5 protein-coding genes are annotated in these 8,613 nt (G+C 62.3%); all 5 read right to left on the bottom strand.

What is annotated here, in order from left to right:
• Positions 1-126 precede the first annotated feature (126 nt).
• Positions 127-558: a metallopeptidase family protein gene (locus AACZ55_RS14400; protein ID WP_338608473.1), complete on the bottom strand. Its 432-nt coding sequence runs from the start codon at positions 556-558 to the stop codon at positions 127-129.
• Positions 558-1,967, bottom strand: coding sequence for a 3-isopropylmalate dehydratase large subunit (leuC, locus tag AACZ55_RS14405; RefSeq protein WP_339647215.1), 1,410 nt, complete (start codon positions 1,965-1,967; stop codon positions 558-560). Before leuC ends, AACZ55_RS14400 begins: the two co-directional genes overlap by 1 nt.
• Before the next feature lie 128 nt (positions 1,968-2,095).
• On the bottom strand, positions 2,096-2,626 hold the full coding sequence (ppa, locus tag AACZ55_RS14410; RefSeq protein ID WP_338608475.1) for an inorganic diphosphatase: 531 nt from the start codon (positions 2,624-2,626) through the stop codon (positions 2,096-2,098).
• Between the two features lie 121 nt (positions 2,627-2,747).
• Entirely contained in the window at positions 2,748-7,505 is a 4,758-nt protein-coding gene (locus tag AACZ55_RS14415; RefSeq protein WP_339647218.1) for an NAD-glutamate dehydrogenase, read from the bottom strand.
• Between the two features lie 200 nt (positions 7,506-7,705).
• Positions 7,706-8,613 (bottom strand): sodium/proton-translocating pyrophosphatase (locus AACZ55_RS14420; protein ID WP_339647220.1); only part of this gene is annotated, 908 nt, incomplete at its 5' end.

The raw sequence follows: 8,613 nt of genomic DNA on the forward strand, positions 1-8,613 counted from the left end.
CTCGTTGATTGGGATGCCTGGTACACAGCGCTCAGGGCACAGGATCTTGTGCTTGTTGTCGATGATGATCTGGAAGGCGATACCTATGCGGATTATCGCTTCATGAGCCGAGGCGAGGCCGAAGGGTCATCTTAGTCCATCGTCTATCGCATACATGTCGTCGTCGGAGAGTCCGAAATGATGGCCGATCTCGTGAACCAGAACATGGGTGACGATTTCGCCCAGCGTGTCGGTATGCTCGGCCCAATAGTCGAGAATCGGCCGGCGGTAGAGCCAGACCCGGTTGGGCATCTGGCCGGTATGGGGGACGATACCATCATCGGTCATCCCGATCCCCTCGAACAGCCCCATCAGATCAAAGGGGCTCTCAAGCGCCATGTCCGTGCAGATTTCTTCGGTGGGAAATTCGGCGATCCGGCATTCGAGGCCGCGTGACATCGATCTGAACGGCTCGGGCAGTGCTTCGAGCGCCTCGACGGCCAGGGCTTCGATATCGTCGAGAGAGGGGGCCGCCAACGGCCCCCATAATTTTGCATCGCCCTGGGACGGCTCAGCCATCAGGCGGTGGGCCACTCGCGGATATCTACGAAATGGCCCTTGATGGCAGCGGCGGCTGCCATGATGGGGGAGACCAGATGGGTGCGGCCCTTGAAGCCCTGACGGCCCTCGAAATTGCGGTTCGAGGTCGAAGCGCACCGCTCACCAGGGGCCAGCTTGTCCGCATTCATGGCCAGGCACATCGAACAGCCCGGTTCGCGCCAGTCGAACCCGGCCTCGATGAAGATCTTGTCGAGCCCTTCGGCCTCGGCCTGCGCCTTGACCAGGCCCGAGCCGGGGACGACCATGGCGTTGACGCGCGGGTGGACCGTGTGGCCCCTAACGATTGCCGCGGCGGCCCTCAGATCCTCGATGCGCCCATTGGTGCACGAGCCCAAAAACACCCGGTCGAGTTCGATATCGGTGATCCTGGTTCCGGCGGTGAGTCCCATATATTCGAGCGCCCGCTTTTTTGAAGCGCGCCGGTTGGCGTCGGCAATGTCGTCGGGATTGGGAACGGCGCCGGTCACCGAAATCACGTCCTCGGGCGAGGACCCCCAGGACACGATCGGGGGGAGATTGGCCGCATCGAGAACCACTTCCTTGTCGAAGTGGGCGCCTTCGTCGGTAAAGAGCGATTTCCAATAGTCGAGCGCCATGTCATAGGCAGCGCCCTTTGGCGCCCGGGGGCGGTCCTTGACATAGGCAAAGGTTTTTTCGTCGGGCGCGATCAACCCGGCACGGGCTCCGCCCTCGATCGTCATGTTGCAGACCGTCATGCGGCCTTCCATCGACAATTCGCGAATGGCCTGACCGGCAAATTCGATGACATGGCCGTTGCCGCCGGCGGTACCGATCTCGCCGATGATGGCCAGGATGATGTCCTTGGCGGTCACCCCGTCCGGCAGGGAACCGTTGACGGTGACGCGCATGTTTTTCGCTTTGGTCTGGATCAGCGTCTGGGTGGCCAGAACGTGCTCGACCTCGGAGGTGCCGATGCCGTGCGCCAGCGCCCCGAAGGCGCCGTGGGTCGATGTGTGGCTATCGCCGCAGACAATGGTCATGCCGGGCAAAGTAAAACCCTGCTCGGGGCCCACGATGTGGACGATGCCCTGACGCATGTCGAGTTCGTTGTAATATTCGACACCGAAATCGAGAGCATTTTTGGCAAGGGTATCGACCTGGATTTTCGAGTCCGGGTCGTCGATCCCGTGCGTTCTGTCCGATGTGGGCACGTTGTGATCGACAACGGCCAGCGTGCGCTCGGGTGCGCGCACCTTGCGGCCGGACAGGCGCAGACCCTCGAACGCCTGCGGGCTCGTGACTTCGTGGACGAGATGACGGTCGATATAGAGAATGGCGGTGCCATCCTCGTTATATGCGACAACGTGGTCGTCCCAGATCTTGTCATAGAGGGTCTTTGCGCTCATCGGGCCGTCAATCCATATCTCGTGAGGTATCCGTACCAGCGGGTACGGTTGGCTGTTTTACGCCCGCAACCCCTGTTGGGTCAAGAGTTGCGGGCCAGGGATCGAAGCGCGGGCGATGGGGCGAGGCTTCAGCCCTTCCTTGCCATTTCCATGGACTCAAGGATCACCTTGCGCGCATCTTCGACGCCGCCGATCCGGTCGATCCTGGCCCATTTGCCCGGCTCGAGGTCCTTGTAGTGCATGAAGAAGTGCTTGACGCGCTCGACCTGGATTTCGGGCAGGTCGGTCACGTCGTGGATGCCGTCATACATGCGGGTGAGCTTGGAAACCGGCACGGCGAGGATCTTTTCGTCCTGGCCGCCATCGTCTTCCATGAACAATACGCCGACCGGGCGCGACCGCACGACGGCGCCAGGCACCAGCGGACGGGAATTGAGCACGATCACATCGAGCGGGTCTCCGTCGCCGCACAGCGTGTGGGGCACAAAGCCGTAATTTCCCGGATAGCGCATGGGCGTATAGAGAAACCGGTCGACAAACAGCGCGCCAGAATCCTTGTCGATCTCGTATTTGATCGGTTCGCCACCCAGAGGCACTTCGATGATGACATTGAGGTCTTCGGGCGGGTTCTTGCCCGCGGGGATCGCGTCGATATTCATTTTGCCGTTCAGTCCTGAACTTTTCGGGGGAGGAGGAGTCCGGCAGCTTTTTGCCTATGGGTCACACCAAATGCAAGGTGTTTCGGGATCGCGGCGCGCGAAGACCTGCTGCCCCCTCCCTCTAGCTTGTGGCCAGATCGCTCAACAGTCCCGCGGCGACCGAAAGCCGTGAAATGGTCAGATCACCGGCGATCAGATCGGCAACGGTTTCGCCCATGCGGGAAATCGTGGCGGCACGCGGTGTCTTCCAGGCCGCGATCCGGTCCTCCACCGGCCCATCGCCGGACGACAAAATATCGGCCGACAGGTCGCGCAGGCCACGGGTGAGATTGGCCAGAGCCCTGTCGATCGCCATGCGGTCGAACCTGTCGGCGGCATCGATCGCCGCGCCCTGTTCGGTCAGCCGGCCAAGCCTGAACATTTCGATCACGGCAAACATCGCCTTGGCGGCATCGAGCACCTCGGCATTGCATTTACGGGCCACCAGCACGGCATCGGGGGCCAGCGAAAGCACAGAGAGCGCGGAAATGGATCGGGCAAGATCGGGCGGCGTGCCGCCGGCTTCAAAGGCCTGCTCTTGGCTCGCGATGGCCTCGGCGAGGAAGGGGAAGACGAGATCGGACAGCGCGGCCCTTATCGTCGATATGCCGGTGCGGTAACGCTCGATCATGTCCGACAGCCCGTCGGAAAAATCCTCATTGCGCAGAAACCACAGCGCCATGCCCACCTGAAGGCCCTGGACCTCTGCATAAAGCGCAAGCTGGGTATCTCCGGAAATGGTCGTGTCGAGCGCATCGATTGCCGCGTTGAGACCGGCCAGATCGAAACTGTCGCGGGCTGCAGCGTAGGCAAAGGCCACGGCGCCCGGTTCGGCAGCGGTGATCGCGGTCAATCGTGTAACGAAAGCGGACCCGCCGCGATTGATCATGGCGTTGGAGAGCACCGTGGCGATCACTTCGCGCCGCAGGCGATGGTTTTCGATGGACTCGGGGTAGCGCGATTTCAGCGTTTGAGGAAAATAGCGGAACAGCTCGCGGGCCAGATAGGGATCGTCGGGAACCGGGGATTTGAGCAAATCGCTATAGAGCGTCAATTTGGCATAGGCGAGCAGCACGGCCAGTTCGGGCCGGGTCAGGGCCTCTCCCCCGGCGGCCCGTTCGGCCAGCATGGCGTCGTCGGGCAGATATTCGACGGCCCTGTTGAGTTCGCCTGACGCTTCGAGTTCATCGATGAAATCGACAAGATCGGGAAAGTCGGCCATGCCCCGCCGCTGGGCGAGCGAGAGCGCGAGGGTCTGGAGATAATTGTTGCGCAGGCAAAGCGCGGCGACCTCGTCAGTCATCTCGGTGAGAAAGACATTGCGGTCTTCCATTGCCAGGGTCCCCGAGCGCACCATATCGGACAGCGCGATCTTGATGTTGACCTCAAGGTCGGACGAATTGACGCCGGCCGAATTGTCGATGGCGTCGGTGTTGATGCGCCCGCCATTGAGCGCATATTCGATGCGTCCGCGCTGGGTGAGCCCGAGATTGGCGCCTTCGCCGATCACCCTGGCGCGCACCGCCTGGGCCGGAACCCGGATCGCGTCGTTGGCCTTGTCGCCCACCGAAGCGTCGGTTTCCTCGGTGGCGCGGATATAGGTGCCGATGCCGCCAAACCACAAAAGGTCGATATCGGCCCGCAGGATCGCCGACATGATTTCGCTCGGCGAGGCGCTGACCCCGGTCAGGCCCAGCAGCGTCTGCATCTGGGGGGAAAGCGGGATGGACTTGACCTGGCGCGAAAATACCCCGCCGCCCTCGGAAATCAGCGCGGTATCGTAATCCTGCCAGCTCGAGCGCGGCAGCGCGAACAGACGCTCGCGCTCGGCAAAACTTTTTTCGATGTCGGGGTCGGGATCGATGAAGATGTCGCGGTGATCAAAGGCGGCAACCAGCCGGATCTTGGGCGAGAGCAGCATGCCGTTGCCGAACACGTCGCCGCTCATGTCGCCCACGCCGGCCACGGTGAAGGGTTGGGTTTGGATATCGATATCGATTTCGCGGAAGTGGCGCTTGACCGCCTCCCAGCCGCCGCGCGCGGTAATGCCCATCTTCTTGTGGTCATATCCGGCCGATCCGCCCGAGGCGAAGGCATCGCCAAGCCAGTAGTCGCGGGATTGGGATATTGCGTTTGCCGTATCGGAAAAGCTCGCCGTGCCCTTGTCGGCGGCGACAACGAGATAGGGATCGTCAGCGTCGCGCCTGAAAATCTCTTCGGGCGGCAGGACCGTATCGCCCACCAGATTGTCGGTCACATCGAGCAGGCTGGAGACGAAAATCTTGTAGCACGCGGTGCCTTCGGCAAGGAAGGTGTCGCGGTCGGGATTGGCCGGCATGAGGCGCGGCACGAACCCGCCCTTGGCGCCGACCGGCACGATCACCGCGTTCTTGACCATCTGGGCCTTGACCAGTCCCAGGATTTCGGTCCGGAAGTCTTCGGCGCGGTCCGACCAGCGCAGCCCGCCGCGGGCAATCGGTCCGCCGCGCATATGGATGCCCTCGACGCGCGGGGAATAGACGAAAATTTCACGCCATGGCCGTGGCTGGGGTATGCCTTCGAGCCGGGTGGCGTCGAATTTGATGGCCAGCGCCGGGCGTGGCTTGCCCTCGACGCGCTGGTAGAGATTTGTCCGAACGCTCGCTTCGATCAGATTGAGCATCCGCCGGATGATCCGGTCCTCGTCGATCGAGACGATGGATTCGAGCCCGGCGGCAATTTCAGCGCGCAGCCCCTCGGCTGCCGCTTCACGGTCGGCGTCGAGATGGGGATCGTGCAGGGTGTGGAACAATTCGACCAGCGCGCGGGCGGTGGCCGGATGGACCGAAAGCGCCGTCCAGATGTAAGTCTGCGACCAGGCGATGCCGACCTGTTTGAGATAGCGTCCCAGGGCGCGCAGGATGGCGACGTCGGTGTGGCCGAGCCCGGCCGTCAGGGTCAGACGGTTGTAGCCGTCATTTTCAACGAGCCCGCTGGAAACCGCAAGGATACCGTCCTCGATGCGTCTTGCGCTTTCGCCCAGATCGATCTCGCTGCCATCGGCGGTCCTGATCGACATGGCGTGCAGAAAGCGCGGCTGCGGCCCGAGCGGGCGTATGGTGAAGGTGCGCTCGTCGATCACCGAAAATCCGAAATTCTCCAGCATCGGGACGCGGGCCGAAAGCGGGATGGGATCGGCGCGGTGATAGACGTTGAGCGTGAGACTGGTGGGTTCTTCGGTCCCACGGTTCAGCCGGACGGCCAGTGGATTGTCGGGGCCCAGCGCCTTGAATACGGCGATATCGTCAAGGGCATCGGCGTGGGAATGGGCCACCTGGTAATCGGCGGAAAAGGCGCTTGCATAATCGGCGATATCGCCCGCATGGGGCGCTGCCGAAAGCAGGCGATCGGCAAAGGTGCGGGTCAGCTCGGAAATTTCGGCTTCCAGCGCCTCGCGGTCGGGGCGCGGAGTGGCGCCGCCATTGCGCCCGATGATGAAATGGACCCGTGCCAGATCGCCTTCGGGAAAATCGGGGGCGAAGGCGGAAACCCGTCCGTCATAGCGGTTGGCGAGATGTTCGCCGATCCGGGCGCGGACATTGGAATCGAAGCGGTCGCGGGGCAGGTACACCAGAACCGAGACGAAATTGTCGAACCTGTCGATGCGCGGCAGCACCCGCACACGCGGCCGGTCGGGCAGGGTGGCGATCACATTGGCGAATTCGAAAAGCTCATCCTGGGAAATCTGGAACAGCTCGTCGCGCGGGTAATTGTCCAGCGTGTTCATGAGCGCCTTGCCGGCGTGCGAACGCGGATCGAAGCCCGATTGGGTCATCACCTGAGCGATCTTGCGCCGGATCAGCGGGACATCGCTGACCGGGGTGGACAGCGAGGCGGAGGTGAACAGGCCCAATATGCGCAATTCACCGGTGATCGTGCCGTCTGGATCGAAGGTCTTGATGCCCACGTAATCCATATGCACGCGCCTGTGCACAAGCGAACGCCGATTGGCCTTGGTGACCATCAGCGGTTCGTCGGTATCGAGAAAGGCCAGATGCTGGTCGTTCATATGGACGTAGCGCGTGCCCTGGCGCAAATAGAGATAATCGGGGTCGCGCAATATGCCCAGGCCCGATCCTTCGAGAGGGATCAGGGTCTGCTCGCTGCCTTCCCCGGCCAGCCGGTATTGGCGCATGCCCAGGAAGGTGAAATTGTGGTCGGCCAGCCAGGCAAGAAAATGGATCGCCTCGGTCAGCGCCTGCTCGCGCATGGCCGGGGGATGGGATCGATATGCGACAACCGCGGTGCGCAGGCGTTCGAGCATTTCGCGCCAGTCAACGACAGCGGCGCGCACCTGCGCCATGGTCTGGGTCAGTTCTTCGGAAATGACCGAGAGCGCCCGGGGGTCGGCGGGCGTGTCGATATGGACCTGGAGCACGCTTTCCTTGCGGGCGCCTTCGGTGTCCTCGATCACCTGCCAGGGAGAGGTGGTATCGTCCACCGCAACGGCGGGATGGGTCATGAACCGGATCGAACCGCCGGCGGCTCTTATGGCCGCCAGGGCCGAATCGACGATAAACGGGGTGTCGGCCGAATAGATGTCGATGATCGTTATCCCCGACACGATCTCGGCGTCGGGGGTCCAGACGCGGATATCGGCCTTGCCCGGAGTGCGTTGGCCGATGTGGGAGAAGGTGGTGGCCAGAAGGTCCTGGAGCGTTTGCGCCGGATAGAGCAGCAGGTCCTGTTCGTCCGCCGAGCGCAGCGCATTGGTCACGAACCGCGCCAGCTGCGGGTTTTCGGACCGCAGCGCGACCAGGCGGTCACGCCAGGGGCGCAGGGTTTCGGTGCTATCGATCATTTCCCGGCGTCCCTCGATATTTCCGGTATGGTGGAGAGCTTAAGCCCTTGACGGCGCAAAGCCAATATCAGCTTTAGGATTCAAGGACATAAGACCATGGTATTTGTCAGCTTCGCTGCCCTTTTCGTGCGCGTGCCGTCCGTCTAACGCAAAGAGCCGGGCAGGGTTGCCCGGCTCTCGTGGCTTGGTGCCCGCTTTTTCTAATGAAGCACGGCCAAGAGCAGCAAGGCGATGATATTGGTGATCTTTATCATCGGATTGACAGCGGGTCCGGCAGTGTCCTTGTAGGGATCGCCCACCGTATCGCCGGTCACCGACGCCTTGTGGGCTTCGGACCCCTTGTAATGGGTCTGGCCGGTCGAATCGGTGAACCCGTCCTCAAAGCTTTTTTTGGCGTTGTCCCAGGCTCCCCCGCCGGCCGTCATGGAAATGGCGACGAACAGGCCGGTGACGATCACACCCAAGAGCATGGCGCCCAGCGCGGCAAAGGCGGCGGCCTTTCCGGCGATCACAAGGATCACCCCGAACACGACGAGCGGTGAGAGAACCGGCAGTAGCGAGGGCACGATCATTTCCTTGATCGCGGCCTTGGTCAGCATATCGACGGCCCGGCCATAGTCGGGCTTTTCGGTGCCCGCCATGATACCGGGCTTTTCCTTGAACTGACGCCGGACTTCGACCACGACCGATTGCGCGGCCCGACCGACGGCGGTCATCGACATGCCGCTGAACAGGAACGGCAGCAAGCCGCCGAACAGCAACCCGACCACCACATAGGGATCGGCCAGCGAGAAGCTGATTTCGCCAACGCCGAAATAGAAGTCGCCTTCCACCGCCTCACCAATGAAATAGGCCAGATCCTGGGTATAGGCAGAAAAAAGGACCAGTGCCCCCAGCCCGGCCGACCCGATGGCATAACCCTTGGTCACGGCCTTTGTGGTGTTGCCCACCGCGTCGAGCGCGTCGGTGTTCTTGCGCACTTCGTCGGGCAGGCCAGCCATTTCGGCGATGCCGCCGGCGTTGTCGGTCACCGGCCCGAAGGCATCGAGCGCAACGATCATGCCGGCCAGGGCCAGCATGGTGACCACAGCAACCCCGATGCCGAACA

This window comes from uncultured Pelagibacterium sp., from assembly GCF_963972885.1.
GTDB classification, from domain to species: Bacteria; Pseudomonadota; Alphaproteobacteria; order Rhizobiales; family Devosiaceae; genus Pelagibacterium; species Pelagibacterium nitratireducens.

Coding starts and splice junctions, on each gene's coding strand:
- AACZ55_RS14400 (WP_338608473.1), bottom strand. CDS start 558: ATGGCTGAGCCGTCCCAGGGCGATGCAAAATTATGGGGGCCGTTGGCG.
- leuC (WP_339647215.1), bottom strand. CDS start 1,967: ATGAGCGCAAAGACCCTCTATGACAAGATCTGGGACGACCACGTTGTC.
- ppa (WP_338608475.1), bottom strand. CDS start 2,626: ATGAATATCGACGCGATCCCCGCGGGCAAGAACCCGCCCGAAGACCTC.
- AACZ55_RS14415 (WP_339647218.1), bottom strand. CDS start 7,505: ATGATCGATAGCACCGAAACCCTGCGCCCCTGGCGTGACCGCCTGGTC.